Origin of the sequence: Fodinibius sp. (genome assembly GCF_034521915.1) — a bacterium.
In the GTDB taxonomy this organism is placed as follows: domain Bacteria; phylum Bacteroidota; class Rhodothermia; order Balneolales; family Balneolaceae; genus Fodinibius.
This window is the reverse complement of the sequence record NZ_JAXHLU010000021.1, coordinates 87959-109341: the sequence shown is the minus strand read 5'-3', so window position 1 is coordinate 109341 and position 21383 is coordinate 87959. Positions and strand designations below refer to the sequence as shown.

Sequence of the window (21383 nt, the reverse complement as noted above, 5' to 3'; positions counted from 1 at the left end):
ACAGAAAAAATCATTGTAAAGTTATTACAAAAAGGAAACTTTGTATTCTTTTTTGAGCCGGTTTTGACGAGGTTAATTCAAATTTAAGATCAAAAATTCTTAAAGACATTGACGATTTTGTAAATCGTTTTAATGAAAACTCTTATTTAATTACATCGAGACCATATACTAGTTTAGATTTAACTTCCAAACTTTGAAAATTTCCAAGTTTGTAAGTTGAATGAGGATGAAATAGCTGCATTCATAAAAAAGCAAATTCCTGAATCTGAAAAGGAAATAACTGATAAAATTATTAAAGCAGTTAATTCACCAGAAAATAAGGTCTAACAGATCTTTTTTGAGTAATCCCCTTCTATTGTCAATGTTTATTTTGACTTTTCAAACATATTCTGATATCCCGCCCAAAAGAAGTGATTTTTACAGGCAGGTTTTTGACACATTGTTTTCAGTACATGATAGTATGTCTGAAGCTTGCATACTCAAGAGAACGTCTTTCAGATTCGAAACTAAAAACCAAATAGTTAAAATTTTAAGACTATTCTCTTTTTATATCATTTTTTGAAGAAACATATCTCTTTTCTTCAAAATATTTAACCGAAAAGCTCGTATATCATAAAGTCCAAAAAAACCAAAATGGACTTTGATAATGACAAGTTTATCAAAGATTTACAGATAGCTATTTCAATTTTAAATAAAGACGGAGTTCGACCAGACATTCCCCCATAGATCACTGCAGGAATATTTTGCCGCAAGCTACATAGAAAATCTCAGTGAAGATAATAAAAAGAGTATGTATAAAAAGCTCCTTAAGGGTATGTTAAAAGACAATACTGTTTTACTTGCTGATAGAGATCATTTTTATAAACTTTCTTTCAGAGATTCATTTCGTTTCTTTAACTAAATATTTGAACTGTACCCACTTCTACGAACTCTTCATAATGAAGTACAAGAATTTCAACGTATTTCTAAAAAAAGAGCTTACAAATATGATAGAACCTTAACATTTAGTCTTTTCCTCCTGTTAAGAAGTGACAAAGATTTAAAACCATTCGATGGAGAAGTAGTGAACAAAAAACCCAAAGTTATTTTTGTGGGTATGAACCAAATCTTGCTCGAAAAATCAAAACGATCTGCCGAATAAATGATGATATGGAGTTCGATCGGAAGAGAAATAATGTCAAGAATTTCAAAGAAAAGGAGAGAAGTATATTGAAGAAATCCTTTCATTTATTGAACAAATAGATAAAGTGACGAAGAAATACAGTCGATTTAATTTAACTTAATTTGACTACGTATTAATGTGTACCTAACCCGCGCATTAACGCGGACGCACCTCGCCAATTCTTTGCCATCCTCTGTTTTAAGGCTGCTTCTTTGTTAAGTCCGCCGTAATTCAACATTAATATGTGCGCAGGTTATGCGCAATGTCGTTAGGCGTATTAAAACTAATTCATCTTTAGACATCTTGATTTTATTTTCAGAAGCAACTCTTTATTACTTTTTCAGCACTCTTGCTCAGGTTTTAGCCGCATTAGTAGCATTAATAGCTGTATTAGTTCACTTTAGAATTAATGCACTTAGAGATTTTTTAGTTGGTGATGGAAATGCAATCTTAAGAAGAACAGAACAAAAAGAGAAGCCTATAATCTTAAGCCCTTGTATACAAATCGACTAAGAGATGCAGTAGATCGAAACGACATTGGAGGTATCAAGCGAATTGTAAAACGCCTTGCAAAACGTGAAAAAGAAAAAGGTATTTCAAAGGAAGATAACCCAACAGGTTTGCAATATGTTTGTGACAATTTTATAGAAACGGAAAAACAAATTAAAGATATGATTTGGACAAGCAAGCATGCTTTCATTTGGGCATTAATAACTTCCCTTTATTCTGTTTTAGCAATTTCACTGATTGATTTAATAGAGACAAATCTGTGCAAGGTCAAATAATTACAATTAGTTTAAACTTAATCCTATTATTTATCTGCGGTTATTTCATATTTAAAGGAATGTTACTTGCTTTTAAAAACTTCACAACAAGATTTACAGATGTAAAATAAATACGCCTAACCCGCGCATTAATAAGGGGACGCACCTCGCCTGGTCTTGCCAGCTTTTGGCTTTTTAGCTCTTCGTTCGTTATTTATCATCTCAACCTATTTTCGTGCGCACCTTATGCGCCATGTCGTTAGCGGTACTACAATCATCCATCGGTTACAAATAAATTTAATTGGTACGAATTACAAAAAATTCTCGTTTGTCTTCTAGTATTATTCTGTATTGGTCTCGAATGCAAGCATTCTCAATGTCCAATTAAAAAGCAACGTGAAATTGAAGTAGACCATCTACAATTGGCTGTGAAAATGGATGATATTTTTGAAAAAAATCTACCAGAACCAATATTCAATAAAAAAGTATCCACTTTATTAGATGAAATGTTTGAAAATCTATGTGGTAACAGGAAAGTAGATTTTGCTGGTGGACTAGTTGAAATAAAAAAACAAAAAAAGAGATCTGAATTAATAGTAGTCATCGACGATACATTGAAGAGCAAAAAAGTATGATTCGATAGTTAGATATCTCGAATCTTCCAATAAATAGTTCACTAGCACAGGATTTAACAAAAAATTATGAAGAAGGTGAAATTATCTTGTTTTCTTTTAAAGTAGATGAAACACTTCAACCTGCTCATAGATCAGTCGTTCTTAAACTCCTTAGAGAAGATAAAATAAACTTTCCTGTTATGTTCTTTCCGAACCAATCTAGAAGTATTGCAGCAGTTTTCCCTCTAGGTATTACATTATTCGAAATATTTAATTCCGAAGCGATTATAGAAAAATGTCTTCGAATTAATAAATAGTTAAGTAGTCCGCTAACCCGTGCGCATTAAAGTGGACGTGCCTCGCCGTTGGTTGCCTGTTGCGATCTGATCTGTTTCCGTAGTAACATTTCTAAAGCAAATTCAGCGTCGTATTGCACGCACCTTATGCGCCATGTCGTTAGGCTCTAATTCAGGCATCAGAAAATTTGCCGTTCCAAAAAATATTTGCATCGTAGAATCGAAAGATAATCTTTCTGATCAAAAAAATAATATTCACTAGGTTGGAAAAGAAATATAGAACCAAAGCTACGATACATATGAAATCTGAATCTCAATATAAAAAGGCGGTAAAATTAGAAGAAGCGAATAAATTATTAGAGGCTAATAAAATTTATCAAAAAGGTCTATGAATTAGAACCTGCTAAAAATGCTCTGACTAGCAAAAATTGCTTTTAATTACATGATTGCCGGGAATCCGAAAATTACATCGAATATGCTCTTATGTATTTGTGGAGGAAGTTCCTGACAATGAAAAAATGATGGGTAGCAAAAGTACAATTTGGTCACTTAATCACCATTTAGGGGTAGCATATGCGAAATTAGGTAATAAAAGAAAAGGCATTGAAATATTTCAAAGATGCAATAGCTGTCAAAAGTGATCCTCAGTCATCTCACCTACGCTGGTCAAGCATGCATGGATCTTGGACATGAAAAAGAAGCAATTTCCTTTTGGGAAAAAACGGCTGCAAAGATGGGAAATGGGAAAGCAATTTTAGCACTTAATACTAGTAGGCATAAATATATAATTTCCTACAATAAATACGGCTTAAAATGATGATAGAATTAATTATAGCAGTACTTATTTTTGTTTGTTCTCAACTAAGATTGAAAGTTGTAATAGAACCATACGCTAGATTCAAAAAGTGCCGAGAAGAAATATCATTTCAACTTCTGAGCAAATCAAGCAAAAGTTTATAGCCCAAAATCGATGCCAGAAGATTCGAGGAAGTTTTATGAATTAGCTTCAAAATTAAAGTCATCATTTAACTCTATCTTAGGATATTGGTCTTTCCGATTTTTTTTAAACCTGCCAACAAAAGATAATGTAAAATTAGTTAGTCAGGATTTGAATAGAATAGCTTACTCAGCTTTCCCAAGAAGGGAAAAATGACGGTGAAGTTTTTGATACCTTGCAACCTAATTGCCAAGCGATTTGAAATAGATACACGGTTTACTACGCGCGACCAATTCTAAGGTTAAAAGTAAGCCTAAACCAGCGCTTTAACTCGGACGCACCTCGCCAATTCTTTGCCCCTCTTGGTTTTAAGGCTCTCTCTTCGTTAGTTGCTAATTCAACAGTAATCCGTGCGCAGGTTATGCGTAATGTCGTTAGGTGGCTTAAAACATATTTAAATATTTATGGCTCATTCACATTGGGAATACTTCCTTGCAATAGAAGAAGATGTAGTTAGGAGTTCAAGATTCGTAGAACTCGAGGCTCAAAGTTTTGACTCTGATTCTATAGAGTTTGCTCGCAGTTTTACTTGCGAGCGCGTCTGAATTTGTATGTGGTTGCGAAAATGATTTGTAAAAATTGATCACTCAAAAGAACCTCAAAATATCAATGATATATCAGAGATATAATTATATCAAGGTTTCCTGAAGTCTTTTTCCACTAAAATCAATATTCCAAGATATAGCCTATCATTTTCACCTTGGGAAAATGGAACAAGCTGAACGAAAATCCAAGTTGGTGGAGTAGCTATAATAAAGTTAAGCACGAACGGAATAACTATTTTTCGGATGCAACACTTAAGAATGCTCTACTTGCCACCTCAGGTCTTGCTCGGCAGCTCAACGTACCATTATAAGTTTAAAAATAAATCCAGGGAGAGAAGTTTCAATTAATCCTGCACCTCAATTATTTAAACCCGAATGGTATGGACAATTACAACCAGCAGAAGAAAGTTGGTTATTCGATGTACCAGATAAAAATAACTTTGCAACCTGAATAGCCCCCCCTTCCCAATGGCATTTTTTGAATTTTTTATTCAAAGAGTAAGTAGCAGTTTATAATTAATTGTCTACTGTTACTTTCTTTGTAGAACTATCAGGATAAAATTCCTTGAAAGTTATCATCTTCATTTCTTTAACCATTTACGAACATTGAAAGTTTTCTTCCCTTCTTTTAAAATATTTTGATTTTACACCTTGCTCTATTAAACTCTTTGCTGGTTATAAATTCACCCTTATCAGAAGTATGAATTTTTACTAAATGCATTCGAGTTATCTTATAATCTTTATTGTAATCTCCATAAATCATGAAATAGTTATCATCCAATTTCCATAATTGCATTACTACATAATTCGTTTGAGCAGCACTCATCGGTATCCAGGATCCTTCAATTTCACCATTTTTTGGTAAACTGCTCGCAGTTATAGTCTTTTGTGCAAAGGCATTTGTAGAGACAAAAAGAAGTAATACGAAAAGTAAAATATTGCATGAATTTTGATTAATTAAACTTCATTTTAAGTAACGAGTTCTTCATTAACTTATCAATCAGCCACCTAACCAGCGCATTAAGCAGACACACCTCGCCAATTTTCTGCCCCTCTTGGTTTTAAGTTCTTTTCGTTAGTTGCCAATTTAACATTAATTCATTGGTAGTTATATTTAAAATAATCAGCGTTACCTAGTAGATCGATGGGCTACATATATCAACCAATTTGTCACTCATGTGACCATAATTATAAATGAAATCTCTGTTGGTGCAGGATGCGATTTCCTAAATTGTAATATCGTTCCAGTCCCTGTTATAGATGTAACAGACTTAGCAAGATTGATGTTAACAATCAGGAATTAAAATGCTTCCAAGATGTAAGAAAGAGCTGGAACCTTTTGAACCAGTTCTTTCGATAATGAAGACGTGATTATTGAAGATATGAAATTTAAATGCCCAAAATGTGGGCAGGAAACATTACAATTTAAAAACGTTGGACTTTGGGATTGAATATACGCTTCAATAGAAAAAGAAAACGGTTCATATTTCTTTTTTGACCTTATTTAGAAATGTTTCTACCTGCTCACTATTCTCAAAGTACCCTTCATATCCTTCATACTCTTCAGGAGCTGAATCATAATATATCCAATCCTCTATATTTGAGGGTAATGACTCTCGAAGTTCTTCTTGGGTAATATCCAGCAGTTGAGATATACGATATTTATAAATCTGAAATTTAAGTCCTTTCTCGGAAGAGCTTTCTGTAGGAATTAAATTAAATACAGATTTATTACCACCATCTATTTCAGCCTTAAAAGAAACAGAGCTTCTCGTAGTTTGTTTATAAAAAGGATCTTCCAATGCCTTGAAAAGAGTTTCATAAATATCTAAACATCCATTTTCTTCAGCCGATTGTTCAAGCTCCTCATAGGTAAGATTTGGCTTTCGCTTTGAAGAACCCTTGGTCTTACTCTTGTACTCAACTTCTTCAGGTTCTATAAGAAATACCCTTCCTAAATATTCTCTTCCATTTTTATCTTTGAAATATTGGAACGTCACAGCATTTATACTTACCCGTAGGAATCGCAGACAAGTACTTTATTATACGTTCGGATTGACTGTCGATTTGAGATCCAACGACCAATAAACTATGTGACTCGTTTAAAATTTCAGGTGATGTGAGTACCAAATTTGTTTTTAAACGCTGTTGCTAAAGAATCATCAAGATAGTTATTTGCTATATATGTAACTCGTTCATTGGATAAATCCTCTATCCAAGATCCATAATCTAAGGCTTGTGCAGTTACATCACGAGGTGTTTTATCTCTTTTTAACTCAACTACGACAAGATCTCCCTCTGGATTAATGCATAATATATCTATAGAATGTCCAAAATCAGTAGCAACCTGTCTGCCAATTACCAATAAGTCATTTGATAATATACCAATATCATCTTCTAGCCAATCTTCTAACCGCTCTTCAAGATCGAGCTTTTGTTGCGAGATTCTTGTTAGCTCAACCCAGATACACTCCATAGTTTTAATTTCTGATGGCATAAATCTTAAAATCTATTTCTACTATCTTTTTTATTTAGAAACAATCTCATCTTCAATATCAATCTTATCAATCTCTTGCATTATTCGATCTGTTTCCATTAATGCTACAATAATCTTCTGATAATGCTGGATTCTCTCGAAACTTAATGTTCGATCTCTCCGATCTTTTAACCATTTTTCGGCTGGCTCATAACCCCCAATAGGAAAATCCCAAGCCTTTTTGGTACCCTTCCAAAATACTGCTCGTTGTTAATCTGAATTTTTCCTAACTCTTCATTCGGATATCTTGAATCTTCACTGCTTACCATGGGCTCATCATCTTCCTCTGTATGTGGAATAAATCCAGGATCTGTTTTGGTAAGTCGTTTGGTTATCTTCATTATCCCCTTCTATTGGATATGTCGTGATAAAATCATCTACGATAGGATGTTCCAAAAGGTGTACTTTCCGTAATTCACCACCTAATTCCACTAACTTCCAAAAAGTATCTTGATCTTTTGGATATGGTACACGAGGAAAATCAATTTTTAAAAACTCTTTATATTTCTCTCTATAAGTTGGAGAATGAAGTACAGCGTAGATATAATCAAGCAAATCAATTGGTGCAAAAACACCTTTGGTATCTTCTTTTTCCGCAAGAGAACGTTAAACCTAATATTATGCTAATTTCTTTAACTATTTCAGCATCAAAGATTAGGTTTACGATCAAGATTTCCATCAATAGACTGTTGATTACTTTCTCGCTAGTAGAGATAAAAGAGGAGCTTGTTGGGGTATACCTTTTGCTAACTAAAATGATACCTATTATCTACTATATGATCGGTTAACTGAATATTACTCCAATAATCTTCAGTTGATTGTCGAGAAAATACAAAACCTAGATCTTTCACCAGATAAGCATATGGACATTACGTCCTTTCTGTCTCTTTGATAAACTTTTCGTCATAGTGAATAAATGAGTGTCAAATGGTCGATAATCCATGTTGTCAATTTTAATAGTTGAAAACTCATCAACCTTTTGTCGGACTTCCTCTTATTTTCCATCTTTTATTTTCGTTAACACCATACTTTGACTTTAGCTCATCGGGGGAGAGAACAAAAAAATCTTTAAATCCTCTTTTCTAGTTTTTTAACATCATAGTCAATAACAAAATTATCTCTCTGAGTAATAATCCCGACACTATTTACCTCAAACAAATCATCCAAGCTAAAGTACTTGTTGTATTGTTCTTCTGCCTTAAAATCCTTTTGTACAATAGAAGTACATAGGTTCAACCTTTGGTAATACATTAAATGGAATACTTTCTAAGTTGTTATTAGATAGGGAATTCATACTTCTCCTCTCTAAACCATATTTGTCATAGTGATATACTTCTGCTAAATCAGATGTAGATTCAGCTTTCTTTATAAAGATATTTATAGACACACCTTGTTGAATATCGAAGACGTTTTCATCTTTTGAACCATCGGGAGCTGTTTCATTCTTTTTAGAATTACCACTGTATATTTATTGCGAATATCTTATCTGGAATGTATCAAGTAAACTCCATCGCATAACTCCTGAAAGTTGGATTATCTAAATATCCATGCGGATTAATATATGCGACTAACTTCTTCTACCACTTGTTCTCAATAAAATGCTGACCAAACCTTACAAACTTTGCATAATCATCATTAATCCACTTAGGATTCTTTCTCTTAATTTTTCCTTTTCACCTGGTTCCTTTTTATAATCATCCATTAAATCCATTATCCAGTCACCCTTGTTAGAACTTTCACCTGCATAAGGTGGATTGCCTAGAATTGCCATTACTGGAGTATCACGTCTTAACCCTATTAGCTTGATTAGCTTCCTCACTCAGCCAACTAGCAAATAATGTCCCTGTATCAGGATGATGCTCTTCTAAAGAATTTGTCAAATATATTTTGAACCGTTCTTCACCTTCTCGCAAATATCCCGTTTCACGTAGAAGCATATCTAATTTAAGATGAGCCATAGCGTAACTAGCCATTAATAACTCAAACCCATTCAAGCGAGGAATTAAATGGTTTTCAACGTAACTTGCCCATATCCCTTCTTGTCCCTCAAACTTTTCATATATTTGGTTAATAACCTCTGCTAAAAATGTCCCTGTACCAGCGGCTGGATCTAATATCTGAACCTTATGCACCTCTTTTTCTTCCTGCCGATATCCTGTTGAAGATCGTTTGTCTTGTACATCGGTATTCACTTTCACCGTTGTCTTTGATGTATCAGCTAACCCATCAGACAAATCAAACTCATCTTTCAGAATATCATCTACTGCCCTTACTATAAAATTGACGACTGGTTCAGGAGTGTACCATACTCCTCGACTTTTTCGTAAGCTTGGATCAAATTCAGCCAAAAAGGTTTCATAAAAATGAATAATGGGATCGTTTTGCTGGGTCTTTTTTCCAAAGTCCTTCAGAAGAGCAGACACATCTGTTGCTCTAAATATATCTGCCAAAGCATCCACCACCAAATCAATTCTTTCATCCAGATCATACCCAGCTATATACTGGAATAATTTTCGTAGAAATGGATTCGTTTTGGGTATTAGTTGAGCGGCTTCTTGTCGAGAAAAAGAATTTAAAGTTGGATCCGTGAAGACGAGCCGCAAACATCCCATAAGCAATTGTCTGGGCATAGATATCAGCGAACTCTTTAGCATCTATATCATGTATTAAAACATTTTGAAATGCTTCTAATTGGTCACGTAAGCTACTATCAGCAGAAGATCCATTGTCTTCCTGCTTATCTTTTTTAAGGGCTTTTTCGATTATATTTGACAGCAATCGAGCCTTCCCTGCCATCATTTTAGACAGCTTAGCAGATGATGTAATTGTTTGGGAAGTATGAGTAGCAAAGTCTGTAATTACATCTTTAAACTGCTTGAAATTATCAGGTTTGGGATCAATTGAATCACCATCGATTTCTGCAATATTAATTGAAGTGACAAACTCACCTTCACGATACAAGTGAAAGTCCAATAATCGTAATAATTAAATTGGGAAGAGATTCCTTGTACCGCTCAAACTGCTCTTTATGTTTCTTCCTTTTAATGGTTCCCCTATGTCTTTTGCTTCAATGTACCCTACGGGGATGCTCTTCTTGGTAATAATATAATCGGGAGCACCACACTCAATTCTGGCTGGCTCATTGGTCACCAAAACATCTTCTAACAATTCATCCAACAAATTTTGAAGATCGGCTCTGTAGCTATGTTCTCTTGAAATCCCTGTTTGATAACGCTCATCTACATTGCTCACATAATCCGAGATAGTCATACAAAGTCTGCTTTATTACTTCCTGAAAATGATTTGCTATGAAAGTAATAAATTCTGACAGAAAGGAAAGAGATAGATTCAGTAGATGCTTTTTTAAAAATACATGAAGAATACAAAGATATTGGGATTGAAGAAGAAGCCTTAGAAGTAGTTGAAGTTTTAAAAAATCATCAAAACCAGTATTAGCAACCTAACTCCTACATTATTGGATCATACCTCACTAAGTCTTACCAATATTGGATTTTTAGCTCTTCGTTCACTATTTAATTAATTAATATTCATCCTCGTGCACACCTTTCAAAGAAGATCGTTAAGGGTTTTTAAGTTTAGAAATGATGCAAGAGCTAAAAAATAATTTATTCAATATTGAAAATAAGCTAATCACTATAAGTTTTGACTATTCAAGGAAAATAGTTGACTGCAATTGTGCTGATACCAATATCTTGAGAGATAGTCTAAAGTACCGAAATGGAGCTATAAATTTTCATCTGGAACAAATAATCGATTACAAGGAATGGCTTTCAGATTATCTTGACCAAAAAGATGGTTACAGTAAAGCTATGGATCTTAAATTAAATCCAAGCAGGAAGTTGAATTATCTATTTGATGATTTGATCTTCAATTTAATGTCCTTTGATGATTATTATGCTGTTTTTATCACCTATTTATTTTATGGAGAAGAGATCAGAAGTAAAGCCCAAGGATATAATCCACTCTCTATTAAAAATTCAGAATTCAAGCACCTAAGTGATATTATTTGGAAAGTAAATTGGACTGAATTTGTAAAATTAATTCGTCCTGATGAAAATTCTAGGTTGAAATACGATCCTTCAATTATTCAATCATCCGCTTCCAGTGAAGCCATCATTCAAAATGATAACAACTTTATTTTTCACCTTAGCAAATTAAGGAATGACATAATCCATAATAAGGCTTCATCGGTTAAACAGGGATCGTCCTTCAATCCTAATGAAGGAGCAAGCTTTTCTTTTAGTACACCAGCAAAATTTCAAGAACTGTTCCCCAAAGTAGATACATCTTTTGAAGATGGAATCAAATATATCATAGAGAACTTTTCCACTGGGGTTTTGGAAATTTCCAATGCACTTCTTGAAGACATTGAGAAAAATAGAAAGGTTGAAAAAGGTGAAGAGTTTATGAAATATGAATCAGAACTAGAAGATATCTAACCATCCCTTTTAAATTAAAAAATTGGTGAGTAAACAGTTCTATTAGACTGTTTTTTCACTTATATAATATATCCTGAATCTTACAACCTATTAATGACAACCAGTTCCAATGTCCGTAGTCGAAATTACCATACCTGCGCTATACCCCTACTCTTTTTAGTCCATCTTTTCCAGCGCTATTCTGGGAAGAATAAAATGTAAAACAGACCCCTTATATAATTCATTTAAAGAAAGTAGCCGTTATTGCAACAATGATAAGCGACCAAGGAAAGAATGCTACCGATAAAAGAAATATATAATATTGACAGAATGAATTTACCCATTGTCTTCCCCTCTCTTTTATTGATGACTTATTGAGTTTATTAGTTCAGGCGTTGGGGCTTCTTTAACACCTCATTGACCATGTTATCCTTTATAGTAACCATAAATAGCTCGATGGTATGGAAGGTTACTCTCCCCTCTTGAAGCTCTTCATCAAGCTCATATCGGACGTTCAGAGCATTCTCTGGGGCTTCTTGAGTCATTAACACTTGGTGATGATTTGACTCCAAGAAGAAAGAAATACAGGGATCATGTGAATTAAGTATATCCAACATGCCAATTAGATCTTGATCATCTCGATCCAGCATTTGGTAAAACACAATCATATTTCCAAGGGCTTGGAATGCATCTTCGGATGATATTGTAGGTTTTTTGGCATAGATAATATTTCTAATAAGTAATCAGTTCGTTCTTCGTGGAAGGGTTAGATAGAATTCAGCAATTACTGCTTCATACATTGAAGATATATCATGATAAGAGACATTCCGAGACTCCCGATGATCTTGTGACCTGTAACTGAGAATCAACTCACTTTTTTCTTCAATTTTGTGTTCGATTTTTGGTTGATCATTTTCTAACCAGTTTGGGAGCGATCCTGATTGATTAATAAGACGTATGATGCATCCCTACTGCCACCCTTCTTGATTCATCAAGCATGTGAACATAAGCACGTAATCGGTCAAGAAACCTTTCTGCTGAGTCACCGTTATTAATATTTTTTTTGCGATTCCATGTTCGGAATGGTGGGTGCGAAAGATTCTTACAATCGGGACAGATCTCAATGGTCTCCTTTTTTCGTAATGGCCAATCGCTTTGCCTCTCTTGTCAGGGAATACCACATATCTGGTTTTCCTGTTATGGATATCATAGTGCAAACGCTATTTCATCCGGCAAGATTGCGATGACAAGTTTGAGTAGCGAAATCTCATACGCAATTAATATGATGGGATAGGTTGGCTAGATGGCTGACTTATAATATACCAATTATTTCTTTTCTTTAAAAATATACACCAAGATAACATTATATTACTCGAAATTTGGATATTAATAATATATATAAATATGTAATATTTTAACTTGTGAGGAGGTCGAAATTAGGTTAGGCATGGCATTACATATTAAACTGCTTTTAAAGCTCTATAAGAGGTGATAACGGGTCTTATATCGTTATTTAGCGAAGGGCTTGAACCACTGATCATCAACCTTTCAATCTGTCCCCTTCCAGTTTGGTAAGATAATGTAGTTACTGAGAAATGCAATTTTGGATTATGGCTTTTCAAATATGGAGATTTCTAATTTCTAATCTTTACTAATCTTTACAATATTGATTCTTGAACTTTCATCATATGGGTATAATTAATGATGAAGGTTGTGTATAACCAATGATGGCAAACCCTTATATATCTATATAATAATGATAAATAGCTCCCAATACTTACGTATTCATAAATAAGCATAAATAAACATATTCATCCCCCTCTCCCCACTAACGGTGTAGTGGAGAGAAATCGTCGTTTTCATCAGAGAAAAATGAGATAATATTCCCACTTGGGAGTTTGTCGAGACGGTTTTTGATAACATTTGGGATAAATCTATCTGTTTCTTCCGTGCTTTTAAAACCACCGCTAATCTTAACCAGAAGACTTACAACATCAAATGGGGTCAGAGGTTGGACATATTACGAATTAAATCCATCAGATATTTGAACAACTATTCCATGAATACTGTCAAGAGAACTACATTCCAATTTTTGAAGGATTCAAGTGATCAGGATCTAACGGAAAAGCTGGAAAAATTGATGATGAGCAAAAAGCTGTTGACAAATTTGTTAGAATGCATGTTGATAGAATCCACCTGTTTTTAGATAAACATTATGAGCAACATGTTTCATTTGATACAGATTACAATTCAACCTTCGCTGATTTTATTAGAACTGACTCAGTTGTGAATTGGCATGAAGAAAGTTCATTTCGACAGAGAAAGATTATCTATCCAAATATTACAGGACTTTCATTCTTAAATTTTTGTATAAATACAATACTCGCTCAACGAAATGATGAAGAAAATATATCTCCCCAAATGCTGATCACACTGATAAAACACGATGCCATCAATATAGACTTCATCCAAGATTATATTTTCAAAACCACACGTGGGAAAAGTTTAGACTTGACATAACTGATCGTTTGTAAGATTTCATACGTTAGACCATAAAGACAAGAAGTTCATTGAGCAAAACACGTACAATTACAAACCATCTGAGACAGTAAGAAGGTATTGAAGAGATGCTGAAGAACTTCAAAATTGATTCTGATAGCGTTCCAGAAGAATTTGATACAATAACCTTAAAAATATATTAGGAGCGAAAAAAATGGATTTCAGGCTCCATATAAATGAAAAGAATACATTGCAGTGAAAACTCTATCCTTGACGGTTCACTTCGAAAGTATTTATACGTTGATGATCCTGATGAAGATGCAAACTGGTTGAACTGTCCAACTGCCACTCCCACCTATTTGGATGCTTGATGATTCGAAGATTTCAGATCTAACCGATGACCAAATTAAAGCGGTGAATTCCCTTGGTTTCTTATCTGGATCTGCAACCATCAAGTAATAAGAATGATATTAAAAACATTATATCGAACTTTATTACATATCCATATGAAGATCCAGTTGACTTCGCCGAAGTTATTGATCAGCTGAAGTGAGAAAAATACGACTAACGTATATCAACGGATCTAGGATTTATTGATCGAACTATTCAATGATACAGAGTACAGACAATTTTTAACATTTATTCTTATTGCTCAGTCGGGTACGACATACTATGACGTAATGTATGAGTTCTGTGAATACGAATATTACTGAATGATAAATCAGACTATAAGTATTGGTTCCCAGCCAATGTACAATTTTAAAACATGACACCATGTATCAACCATTTGGAGTACAGAACCAACTCAGAACGCTATTTCCCTGAATGTTTCCGATTATCTGATGAATTTCAAGAAGAAGGCTGACAAAAACTGCTGGTATGTTCTTACAATGATAATGGTAAAAAAGCGAATTGATGATTGACCAACTATCAAAATATCGGCTTGGAACGTGATGAATATTTTGTCAACATCCATGAGATGGCATTATTGTCAGTGAAGATGTAGCATTTGAAACCAAGATGCGTTTACAAAGTTTGGGGAGACTTTAGACTTTAAGCTTTCACCACCAGCAAGAATTGAAGACCTCTAATCATGTTTAAAAACATTCGGAAAGACATAAAGAAAATATATATCAATCCTCGAGATGCTGATGATTTCCTAGACAAGTTTCACCAAAAGCTCAGGGTTTACGTGAAGGATAATAAGCCCCGCAAAAGCATTAACTATGAGAAGCTAACCCATCATCTCAACTCGCTAGCTAGCAAGGCTGCAAGAGGAAGCGTTAGCAAACCTCTCCTGTATCCCAAAAAAGTCAGCAAGATCGATTCTTTGACACGCTCAATGGTAAACAGAATGACATTGAGTTAGATCCAAATCAGGAGGATATCTTTCACTTCTCTCTCCCCATTTGATGATGATTAATATTTCAGCCCCCTATCCCTAAGTTCCTTATCTTCCTTTCTCTGACAGTTCATTTCCTGACTCCTTCTCTTGACTATGTTTCTTCTGACCCAAAACCTCAGTATCAGCATCGGTATTATTGAATAAAGAATTTTCGCAATCATAATTAGGACACATAAATGTTGTGTGAATTCCCTTCTCTATTTTCAAACATCCAAACTCTATAATTACAATTGGGACAAATAGGTAGTATCTGATTGATTGACAACATTCTTTCTTGCATTATAGTCCCAAGTCCAAAACTATTCCCCGAAAGTATCTCTTCTATAATCCCTTGTACGTCATTGCAAAGATTCCTTTTGCAATCTGTCCCTAAATAATACATCCCTACAGTGAAAATGATAATCAATAAGTATTGAGTATTCAGGTATCACAACTGGAATCATCGACTAAAATCATAGATCCATAATAAACTCTGTTTTTGATACATAGTCTCTAGCAAACCACCATATAACTCCACCTGTAGCAAGCACCCCAGCAGAACCCTCTGCCACCGTACCATTCAATATCTGCTTTTTGCTCGAACATTAACTCTTCTGACTTGTTCTGATTTTTATTCAAGACAAAAAGCCAGAGTCTGTTTCAGAGAGAGTCCCACTTGTCAGCAACTTGTAATCTTGACAGCTTTCTACACAATTAACCTGTTTCTTTTAATTTAAAGCTCTTAATAACTAAATCTAGAGGTTAACACTTAAGAAAGAATACTGATCCGATGCCTTAACTAAATAAATAGGATGCATCAAGTTAGTTTATTAAAGTATACTATATTTTTTATAGTTACTTTAGTTATCACCTGAATTTTTCAATGAATCATCAAGACATGTACAATATTAAACTACTATTTCTGGCGATTTTTCCATCATTCTGATTAGTTGCGCTTCATCACTTCCTGCATCTGAACCATCTTCTCAATGGTGATGGATCTAAGCGGATACATACCTCCGATGGAAGTAGTATCAAACCCCATACTGAAAGCATATACAAGTTTTGCTCCAGCATCTTTCAAATAAAGGATTCGGTTTTGAAAAATACAGATGAAACATTACACGTGATGAAAACCTCAATGAGGGAAGGTAAGATTTGTCGTTCAGTTACGCATTAAATGTTTCAATCATGGACACTGATTCATCAACTGTGACAGCAAGAAAATGGTAATGCCGAGTAATCCAACATTAGGAGAATTTGAACCACAAAATAGGGGAATGAGTGGTAAAGTCTATATATGGAAGCTTGGAATCAGATGAAAATGTGGTTACATCGTACCCACACAAAACCGTCTGACTTCAAAAGAAACTAACATATTATAGTTAAATTCACCTTAGATATACTTTTACCATGTACAGTGTTATTTAGTTCTTGTGCAACGACAGCTTCTCCTCAGCTGAGCCTATTCAACTCAAATGATGAAAAAAGCAGATACCATTCTATTAAAAGCTCATCAAACTCCACATGAAGCTTATGAAGGTTTTGCTCGACATCTACCCGATTATGGCTTTGGCATTGAAAACACCAGTGACAAGTTAAAGGTGTTAAAAACAGGTAGGAAAAGTTTTGATGATACTGGTGGAATTGGTGGTTTTTCTGATCTTAATGCATCTGTAAGATCATCTAGATTCAACCATGATTCATATTACTGGAAATGCTGGATTAAGTGGTGCTGAATTGAGAAAGGAAACAGGTATTGAAGTTATGTTACGAGTACTTTGGAATAAGATGAATGAAATTGCACTTGATTACCCTCATGATGCAGTTTATTACAGTAGAAATTAATATTTAAATCACCAAAAATTAACATTACATTTGACTCTCAAACTACCCCAAGTTGTCTCACTGAGTATACATCGATAACATTTAAAAATGTTCAAGTATCATGGATGAGGTAGAACAGACCAAGATTGATATAGTGAAGGAAGTCCTATCCAAAATTGAAGAGAGTGACAATTTTCAGAACTTGGATGTTGGCATGTCTCAGTTAATCAAAAAAGCTAGCAAGAGAATTAAAAGATCAAACTGATTCTTCTAATTATGAAGTAATTGAAAAAGCATGTAGAGAATTGGTTAAAGATTTTTAGAATTTTTGTATAGCCCAACACTTAGTAGGGGATAATAATGTCCCTTGTATATTTAAGTACTCTTACACGTAATCCTTACCCTATAAAACACTATTCTATTCCTCTGCCTTATCTTTCATTTCATCCTTTTCTTTATTGGAGACGATGGTAATCGAAACTACACCTATTGTATCAGATTAGCTCGCATAGCTTTTCTAGACCGCTAACACATCATCTACCCTTCCTTTTCCATTTAACCGTCTTAGAACTACTATTAAAAACTCAATCAAAAATAATGAAAGGGGGATGGCAAATTATCATTGATTAATAAAAAAGGATATTATTGTACAACTTTTCTGCATTTCTGTGCATTTCCATGCATTTGGGCTCTTTAAAAGAAATGGTATAAAGCATAAAAAAAGCCCTTTATATCAAGATAAGGAACTTTTCTATTATTTGGTCGAAATGTAATAGGTAACACATATGCCTTATATCTTTGAAGGCTCTTACAAGCTAAGGTAGAAGGCTTAAAATGCATTATGTATATTTTTTTCTCCCCCTTGATATTGACAAAAATCCGTAATTTGAAAAACTCGATATTTCAACACTTTTTCCAAAAAAGTAAAAGAAGTAAATCATTAAGGTCTATATCTTTTCATTTCTCAGTTAATTAATTATCCAATTATACCTCAATTATCACTGAATTTATTAAACAAATAAGAACCCCGATTTTTAGTCCATATCAATTTTATTAAGTTGATATCACTAAGTAAAAGCACCAGTTTTAGAATATTAGGATTATTATCTATCTCATCTCTAACGATTTGAGATAGCAAAACTCCAATTTTTTCAGAAGAAGACCTAAAGGTCTTAAAAAAAGCGGCTATTTATTGCAGAGTCTCAACCTTCGATCAAACAGTCACAAAAAATGATCAAAGCTCACATGACACTCAAAAACAATTATGCAAGGGATGGCTATCTGAAAAAGGATATGAGATTTATGACGTGTATTCAGACACTAAATCAGGGCGTGATTTAGATCGACCTGAGCTTCAGCGCTTACTTGAAGATGCCGAAGCAGGTAAATTCGAATTAATTGTAACCACACGTTTAGATCGGATAAGTCGCAGTGTCAAAGATTTCCACAATTTAATTGAAGATCTAAATAAATGGGATGTTGATATTTCTTTCGTTACTGAACCTATTGATACGACTACCTTAATGGGACGGACCATGAGAAATATACTCATGGTTTTTGCTCAATTCGAAAGTGATATGAATTCGAAAAGAACAAAAGAGCAGAGAGCTACCGCAATCAAAAATGGACACTGGACGGGAGGTTATATTCCGTTAGGATATGACAGAAAAGAAAATAAGCTCCTAGTAAATGAAGAAGAAGCAGAAACTGTAAATTACATTTTTGATCTATATTTAAAACACAAATCTGTACCAGAGATTAGGGAAAAATTAAATAACCAAGGCTATAGAAATAAACAATGGCGTACAAAAAAAGGCACTATCCGGGGCGGTAGTAAATTTACAAATGATGCCCTATATCGTATTCTTGATAGGCGACTTTATATCGGGGAGTTAGAATATGAAGGAAAATATTTTGAAACCCAATTTGACTCAATAGTTGAAAAAGAAAAATTCAAGAAAGCTAAAGAAATTCGTTCTGCAAATGATAATCAATCTAAAAAATACACAAAAGGTAACTCCCCTAACTTACTTGAAGGTATAATAAGTTGCGGACTTTGCGATTATTCAATGACACCTTATTATGTAAAAAGAGATGGCCGCACTAACCATTATTACAGATGTGTAAAAAAGAATAAACAGGGTAAGTCCAAAAACCATAACCCAAAATTATTACCTCATCAAACTGTTGATGATTTTGTACTTAGCACACTAAAAGCTTTTCTCGAACAGCCCAAACTATTAGAAGCTTTTAAAGAGAGAGTGGAGTTCAATTCTGAAGACAAAATTGGAGATCTAGAATCAGAACTTCATGGTGTTCGCAATAATAAGAAAAAGGTCGTATCAAATATTAATAAGATCCAAGAAACTATTCTAAACGATATGACCACCAAAGAACTGTGGGATGAAAAACTAACAGAACTAAAAACACAGCGTGATAACCTTGACTCTGAAATAAGAAGAATTAAAGAAGAGTTAGATCAAATAAAGAATTCCCGAATTATTGATACATCCTCACATATCGAGATTATTAAAGAATTCAATAAAGAATTAGACAATAGAGATTTAGATGAGCAAAAAGAATTAGTCCAAACTCTGATTCGGGAGGTAGAATCAAATGTTGTAAGTAATGGTAGAGGAAATAAAGATGAGGGAGAAATAATCATCTCATATATATGTGATGAATGGCTTGAAGCAGAATGGCAAGAAATAATAAAGTGCGATACAGATAAGCAAAATGACCTATCTGTTCGCACTTCATTATGTGATGGCTCCCCGGGTAGGATTCGAACCTACGACCCATCGGTTAACAGCCGATTGCTCTGCCGCTGAGCTACCGAGGAATATATCTCTTTTAAAAGATCTTTCAACCGTTTCAAAGAGAGCACAAATATAATAGATTAAGGCAACTCAAGTCAAGAATTTTTTTTAGCTTTTTTCATACTTAACTTTTTCCAAAATAAGTCCCTGTGAAGCGGCGCCGTGACCGTTCTTCTGCTTACTTGGGATTTTCAATCATATCCTCAAATTCCTGGACTGTTCGTTTGCCCTTCCCTACCTCTATCATCGTGCCTACCAACCTGCGTACCATATGTCGGACAAAACGGTTGGCTTCGATATGATAACATAGCAGATACTGATCTTCAGTAAAAGACGAATGCATGACTTCACAAACCGAATCCGGATTTTCGTTATCTGGCTTTGTAAAACTGTCAAAGTTATGTGTGCCTTCAACTTTTTGTGCGCAGTAATGCATCGCATCCAAATCCAGATCATCGAGCACCATCTCCGATACAGACCTTAGCAGCGGAGCCGGCCGGCGTATTATTTGATACCGGTACCGACGCGCCGTAGCATCAAACCGGGCATGAAAATCATCCGAAACCTGCTTTATATCCCAAACGGCTATATCGTGCGGCAGCACGCCCAAGAGGGCATACAATATTCTGTCAGAATCAAGTTCATCGGGATAATCAAAATGAGCAACCTGCTCCTCGGCATGTACTCCACTGTCGGTTCGTCCCTGGCCGATCACATCAATGGGCTGAGGTAAAATTTGGGATAGCGCAGACTCGATCTCTTCTTCCACCGTATTGCTATTCGGCTGCTTTTGCCACCCGCTGTAACGGGTGCCCTCAAATTCTATCGAAATCTTATATTGGGGCATGGCTAAAATGTTATCCTTAGATTGGCAACCAGTCCATCAGCATATTGATAAGGGGACAAAAACAGCGAACTACTCACGTTTGATTTCTGCTTTTTCTTGGCACGATTATAGGCACTGATACCGCTAATAACCCTATTCACAACCATCAATCCCAGTAGTGCAGGCAATTGCTGATCTATGCGCTCAAAACGACTGCGCAAATCGCGATATTTCTGTCGCTCAGCCCGGTCCGACCACTGCCAGCGATTTTGAGGCACATCGTCAAAAAGCTGATCCCAATTTCGGCTGCGAGCCTGAAAATCATTATAGGCTTCCAGGCTGTTATAATCCCCAACAGCCAACTGAAACTGCCGGCTTCGTCCCTCAATCGGAACACCGGCATGCTGACGCCCGTAGGCAAACCAATTCTGCTGCAGATTGTTCGAGTGGATCGAAAAGCCAGCGAAACTTAAAATCAAAACAGCATCGGCGGCAAGGTGATACTGCCCACGCTGCCAATTATCCTTATCTATATGATGGTGTCCCCAACCGGGTACGGCCAGCGATTTTAGGAATGCTATTTTGGGATCAGGTTGTTGCGCCAAAGACCGGTCAGCACTTGCCGTAACAAATGCTATTAGTAGCAACAAAACCGGTATATACTGGCGCATAATC

The 21383-nt window shown here is 34.9% G+C and carries 18 protein-coding genes, 1 tRNA gene and 2 pseudogenes; 9 read left to right on the top strand and 12 right to left on the bottom strand.

The window, feature by feature from the left end:
- Window positions 1-1417: 1417 nt before the first annotated feature.
- From U5J89_RS15840 to U5J89_RS15825, 4 genes are all read left to right on the top strand, one after another.
- On the top strand, window positions 1418-1675 hold the full coding sequence (locus U5J89_RS15840; protein ID WP_322576627.1) for a hypothetical protein: 258 nt from the start codon (window positions 1418-1420) through the stop codon (window positions 1673-1675).
- The gene (locus U5J89_RS15835) at window positions 1657-1947 is read left to right on the top strand and encodes a hypothetical protein (RefSeq protein WP_322576626.1); all 291 of its coding nucleotides are present in this window, start codon (window positions 1657-1659) and stop codon (window positions 1945-1947) included. The genes U5J89_RS15840 and U5J89_RS15835 overlap by 19 nt, the downstream gene beginning before the upstream one ends.
- Before the next feature lie 413 nt (window positions 1948-2360).
- On the top strand, window positions 2361-2561 hold the full coding sequence (locus tag U5J89_RS15830; RefSeq protein ID WP_322576625.1) for a hypothetical protein: 201 nt from the start codon (window positions 2361-2363) through the stop codon (window positions 2559-2561).
- Window positions 2562-4237: 1676 nt separating this feature from the next.
- The gene (locus U5J89_RS15825; protein WP_322576624.1) at window positions 4238-4378 is read left to right on the top strand and encodes a hypothetical protein; all 141 of its coding nucleotides are present in this window, start codon (window positions 4238-4240) and stop codon (window positions 4376-4378) included.
- A gap of 1481 nt (window positions 4379-5859) precedes the next feature.
- On the opposite strand, the gene U5J89_RS15820 is transcribed toward U5J89_RS15825, so the two are convergent.
- From U5J89_RS15820 to U5J89_RS15790, 7 genes and pseudogenes are all read right to left on the bottom strand, one after another.
- A complete protein-coding gene (locus tag U5J89_RS15820; RefSeq protein ID WP_322576623.1) occupies window positions 5860-6378 on the bottom strand; it encodes a hypothetical protein in 519 nt (172 codons plus the stop codon).
- Window positions 6379-6488: 110 nt separating this feature from the next.
- A complete protein-coding gene (locus U5J89_RS15815; RefSeq protein ID WP_322576622.1) occupies window positions 6489-6875 on the bottom strand; it encodes a hypothetical protein in 387 nt (128 codons plus the stop codon).
- Between the two features lie 30 nt (window positions 6876-6905).
- A pseudogene (locus U5J89_RS16150) lies at window positions 6906-7469 on the bottom strand (type ISP restriction/modification enzyme).
- A gap of 1057 nt (window positions 7470-8526) precedes the next feature.
- Window positions 8527-8685 (bottom strand): hypothetical protein, encoded by a 159-nt coding sequence (locus U5J89_RS15805; protein ID WP_322576620.1) that lies wholly within the window; start codon window positions 8683-8685, stop codon window positions 8527-8529.
- 10 nt (window positions 8686-8695) lie between these two features.
- Window positions 8696-9376 (bottom strand): N-6 DNA methylase, encoded by a 681-nt coding sequence (locus U5J89_RS15800; protein ID WP_322576628.1) that lies wholly within the window; start codon window positions 9374-9376, stop codon window positions 8696-8698.
- Between the two features lie 22 nt (window positions 9377-9398).
- A complete protein-coding gene (locus U5J89_RS15795) occupies window positions 9399-9875 on the bottom strand; it encodes a hypothetical protein (RefSeq protein ID WP_322576619.1) in 477 nt (158 codons plus the stop codon).
- Between the two features lie 24 nt (window positions 9876-9899).
- Window positions 9900-10184 (bottom strand): hypothetical protein, encoded by a 285-nt coding sequence (locus tag U5J89_RS15790; protein ID WP_322576618.1) that lies wholly within the window; start codon window positions 10182-10184, stop codon window positions 9900-9902.
- Window positions 10185-10516: 332 nt separating this feature from the next.
- On the opposite strand from U5J89_RS15790, the gene U5J89_RS15785 reads away from it, so the two are divergent.
- On the top strand, window positions 10517-11374 hold the full coding sequence (locus U5J89_RS15785) for a hypothetical protein (protein WP_322576617.1): 858 nt from the start codon (window positions 10517-10519) through the stop codon (window positions 11372-11374).
- A 362-nt stretch (window positions 11375-11736) separates the two neighbouring features.
- Here the strand turns inward: U5J89_RS15785 and U5J89_RS15780 are convergent, their stop codons facing one another.
- The gene (locus U5J89_RS15780) at window positions 11737-12021 is read right to left on the bottom strand and encodes a hypothetical protein (RefSeq protein ID WP_322576616.1); all 285 of its coding nucleotides are present in this window, start codon (window positions 12019-12021) and stop codon (window positions 11737-11739) included.
- A 1507-nt stretch (window positions 12022-13528) separates the two neighbouring features.
- Here U5J89_RS15780 and U5J89_RS15775 point away from each other — a divergent pair.
- A complete protein-coding gene (locus U5J89_RS15775) occupies window positions 13529-13873 on the top strand; it encodes a hypothetical protein (RefSeq protein ID WP_322576615.1) in 345 nt (114 codons plus the stop codon).
- A gap of 215 nt (window positions 13874-14088) precedes the next feature.
- The gene (locus U5J89_RS15770) at window positions 14089-14223 is read left to right on the top strand and encodes a hypothetical protein (RefSeq protein WP_322576614.1); all 135 of its coding nucleotides are present in this window, start codon (window positions 14089-14091) and stop codon (window positions 14221-14223) included.
- 1959 nt (window positions 14224-16182) lie between these two features.
- Here the strand turns inward: U5J89_RS15770 and U5J89_RS15765 are convergent.
- Entirely contained in the window at window positions 16183-16320 is a 138-nt protein-coding gene (locus U5J89_RS15765; protein WP_322576613.1) for a hypothetical protein, read from the bottom strand.
- A gap of 394 nt (window positions 16321-16714) precedes the next feature.
- Here U5J89_RS15765 and U5J89_RS15760 point away from each other — a divergent pair, with 394 nt between their 5' ends.
- Window positions 16715-16975: a hypothetical protein gene (locus U5J89_RS15760; protein ID WP_322576612.1), complete on the top strand. Its 261-nt coding sequence runs from the start codon at window positions 16715-16717 to the stop codon at window positions 16973-16975.
- 1233 nt (window positions 16976-18208) lie between these two features.
- Window positions 18209-19264 (top strand): annotated as a pseudogene (locus U5J89_RS16145) (recombinase family protein); the annotation flags it as partial.
- A 566-nt stretch (window positions 19265-19830) separates the two neighbouring features.
- Here the strand turns inward: U5J89_RS16145 and U5J89_RS15755 are convergent.
- From U5J89_RS15755 to U5J89_RS15745, 3 genes are all read right to left on the bottom strand, one after another.
- Window positions 19831-19905, bottom strand: a tRNA-Asn gene (locus tag U5J89_RS15755).
- Between the two features lie 155 nt (window positions 19906-20060).
- Window positions 20061-20729, bottom strand: a complete 669-nt coding sequence (truA, locus tag U5J89_RS15750) for a tRNA pseudouridine(38-40) synthase TruA (RefSeq protein ID WP_322576611.1) — start codon at window positions 20727-20729, stop codon at window positions 20061-20063.
- A gap of 2 nt (window positions 20730-20731) precedes the next feature.
- Window positions 20732-21379, bottom strand: a complete 648-nt coding sequence (locus U5J89_RS15745; RefSeq protein ID WP_322576610.1) for a hypothetical protein — start codon at window positions 21377-21379, stop codon at window positions 20732-20734.
- Between the last annotated feature and the right edge of the window lie 4 nt (window positions 21380-21383).

What these genes read in the sequence shown, in the direction of transcription:
- U5J89_RS15790 (WP_322576618.1), bottom strand. Translation starts at nt 10,184, where the DNA reads ATGACTATCTCGGATTATGTGAGCAATGTAGATGAGCGTTATCAAACA.
- U5J89_RS15760 (WP_322576612.1), top strand. Translation starts at nt 16,715, where the DNA reads ATGATGAAAAAAGCAGATACCATTCTATTAAAAGCTCATCAAACTCCA.
- U5J89_RS15815 (WP_322576622.1), bottom strand. Translation starts at nt 6,875, where the DNA reads ATGCCATCAGAAATTAAAACTATGGAGTGTATCTGGGTTGAGCTAACA.
- U5J89_RS15825 (WP_322576624.1), top strand. Translation starts at nt 4,238, where the DNA reads ATGGCTCATTCACATTGGGAATACTTCCTTGCAATAGAAGAAGATGTA.
- U5J89_RS15745 (WP_322576610.1), bottom strand. Translation starts at nt 21,379, where the DNA reads ATGCGCCAGTATATACCGGTTTTGTTGCTACTAATAGCATTTGTTACG.
- U5J89_RS15805 (WP_322576620.1), bottom strand. Translation starts at nt 8,685, where the DNA reads ATGGCAATTCTAGGCAATCCACCTTATGCAGGTGAAAGTTCTAACAAG.
- U5J89_RS15780 (WP_322576616.1), bottom strand. Translation starts at nt 12,021, where the DNA reads ATGATTGTGTTTTACCAAATGCTGGATCGAGATGATCAAGATCTAATT.
- truA (WP_322576611.1), bottom strand. Translation starts at nt 20,729, where the DNA reads ATGCCCCAATATAAGATTTCGATAGAATTTGAGGGCACCCGTTACAGC.
- U5J89_RS15770 (WP_322576614.1), top strand. Translation starts at nt 14,089, where the DNA reads ATGAAAAGAATACATTGCAGTGAAAACTCTATCCTTGACGGTTCACTT.
- U5J89_RS15830 (WP_322576625.1), top strand. Translation starts at nt 2,361, where the DNA reads ATGGATGATATTTTTGAAAAAAATCTACCAGAACCAATATTCAATAAA.
- U5J89_RS15840 (WP_322576627.1), top strand. Translation starts at nt 1,418, where the DNA reads ATGCGCAATGTCGTTAGGCGTATTAAAACTAATTCATCTTTAGACATC.
- U5J89_RS15775 (WP_322576615.1), top strand. Translation starts at nt 13,529, where the DNA reads ATGCATGTTGATAGAATCCACCTGTTTTTAGATAAACATTATGAGCAA.
- U5J89_RS15785 (WP_322576617.1), top strand. Translation starts at nt 10,517, where the DNA reads ATGATGCAAGAGCTAAAAAATAATTTATTCAATATTGAAAATAAGCTA.